We start from the raw sequence: 2,533 nt of genomic DNA, 5'->3' as shown, positions 1-2,533 counted from the left end.
CAGCAACGGGTGTATGGACAGTAGGTTCTTTAGCCAATACGGCTATCCAGACCCTGCAAATAACCGCTACAGTCAACGCAACCGGAACATACCTAAACACTGCCGAAGTTACGGCAAGCGATCTTCCGGATCCGAACTCGACACCTGCAAATGGAGATACGACTGAAAACGACTACGCAGAAGCGACAACCGCTCCAATACAACAATCTGCCGATTTATCATTGACCAAAACAGTGAGCAATGCAACTCCTTTAGTGGGTTCTGAGGTAACCTTCAGTGTGAATGTAACCAACAATGGCCCTCAGGATACTTCGGGTGTGACTGTTACCGATCAGCTTCCTTCGGGTTATACTTATGTGTCCTACACTGCAACGGCAGGAACTTACGACACAGCAACGGGTGTATGGACAGTAGGGACTTTAGCCAATACGACTACCCAGACCCTACAGATAACCGCTACAGTCAACCCAACAGGAACCTATTTGAATACTGCCGAAGTTACGGCAAGCGATCTTCCGGATCCAAACTCGACGCCTGCAAATGGTGATACGACTGAAAACGACTACGCTGAAGCAACAACCGCTCCGATACAACAATCTGCCGATTTATCATTGACCAAAACGGTGAGCAATGCAGCGCCGCTTGTAGGTTCTGAGGTGACTTTCGAAATAATAGTTGCCAATAACGGTCCGCAGGACAATACCGGTGTTCAGGTGACTGACTTGCTTCCTTCAGGATATACTTTCAATGGATTTACCGTTTCAACCGGAACTTATATTCCGGCAACGGGTGTTTGGACAATTGGGAATTTAATCAATGGAGCTTCAGAAACATTACAAATAACCGCCACGGTCAACCCAACCGGAACCTATTTGAATACTGCTGAAGTTACGGCAAGCGATCTTCAGGATCCTAACTCAACTCCTGCAAATGGAGACACGAGTGAAAACGACTACGCAGCAGCGACAACTGCTCCAATACAACAATCTGCCGATTTATCATTGACCAAAACGGTGAGCAATGCAACTCCGCTTGTAGGATCTCAGGTAACCTTCAGTGTGAATGTAACCAACAATGGTCCTCAGGATACTTCGGGTGTGAGCGTTACCGATCAGCTTCCTTCGGGTTATACGTATGTTTCCTACACTGCAACGGCAGGAACTTACGACACAGCAACAGGTGTATGGACAGTAGGTGCTTTAGCCAATACGGCTACCCAGACCCTGCAGATAACCGCTACAGTCAACGCAACCGGAACATACCTAAACACTGCCGAAGTAACGGCAAGCGATCTTCCGGATCCGGATTCCACACCAAATAATAGTGTCGTTCTTGAAGATGATTTCGCAACGGCTGTTACTATTCCGATACAACAATCTTCCGATTTATCATTGGCCAAAACGGTGAGCAATGCAACTCCTTTGGTGGGTTCTGAGGTAACTTTCGAAATAGTAGTTGCCAATAACGGTCCGCAGGACAATACCGGTGTTCAGGTGACTGACTTGCTTCCTTCAGGATATACTTTCAATGGATTTACCGTTTCAACCGGAACTTATATCCCGGCAACGGGTATTTGGACTATTGGCAATTTAATCAACGGAGCTTCAGAAACATTACAAATAACTGCCACGGTCAACCCAACCGGAACATACCTAAACACTGCTGAAGTAACGGCAAGCGATCTTCCGGATCCGAACTCGACGCCTGCAAATGGTGATACGACTGAAAACGACTACGCAGCAGCGACAACCGCTCCAATACAACAATCTGCCGATTTATCATTGACCAAAACGGTGAGCAATGCAACTCCGCTTGTAGGATCTGAGGTGACTTTCAGTGTGAATGTAACCAACAATGGCCCTCAGGATACTTCGGGTGTGACTGTTACAGATCAGCTTCCTTCAGGTTATACGTATGTTTCCTACACTGCAACGGCAGGAACTTACGACACTGCAACGGGTGTATGGACAGTAGGTTCTTTAGCCAATACGGCTACCCAGACCCTACAAATAACTGCCACAGTCAACGCAACCGGAACCTACCTAAACACTGCCGAAGTTACGGCGAGCGATCTTCCGGATCCAAACTCAACTCCTGCAAATGGTGACACGACTGAAAACGACTACGCAGAAGCGACAACCGCTCCAATACAACAATCTTCAGATTTATCATTGACCAAAACAGTAAGCAATGCAACGCCGCTTGTAGGATCTGAGGTGACTTTCAGTGTGAATGTAACCAACAATGGCCCTCAGGATACTTCGGGTGTGACTGTTACAGATCAGCTTCCTTCAGGTTATACGTATGTTTCCTACACTGCAACGGCAGGAACTTACGACACTGCAACGGGTGTATGGACAGTAGGGGCTTTAGCCAATACGGCTACCCAGACCCTGCAGATAACCGCTACAGTCAACCCAACAGGAACCTATTTGAATACTGCCGAAGTTACGGCGAGCGATCTTCCGGATCCGAACTCGACGCCTGCAAATGGTGACACGACTGAAAACGACTACGCAGAAGCGACAACCGC

General features: G+C 47.7%; 1 pseudogene. It reads left to right on the top strand.

Features of this window, described 5'->3' with window-relative positions:
* Positions 1-2,533 (top strand): annotated as a pseudogene (locus tag GXM17_RS21145) (hypothetical protein); the annotation flags it as partial.

Origin of the sequence: Flavobacterium fluviatile (genome assembly GCF_010645065.1) — a bacterium.
GTDB lineage: Bacteria > Bacteroidota > Bacteroidia > Flavobacteriales > Flavobacteriaceae > Flavobacterium > Flavobacterium fluviatile.
This window is presented reverse-complemented; position numbering and strand designations above follow the sequence as displayed.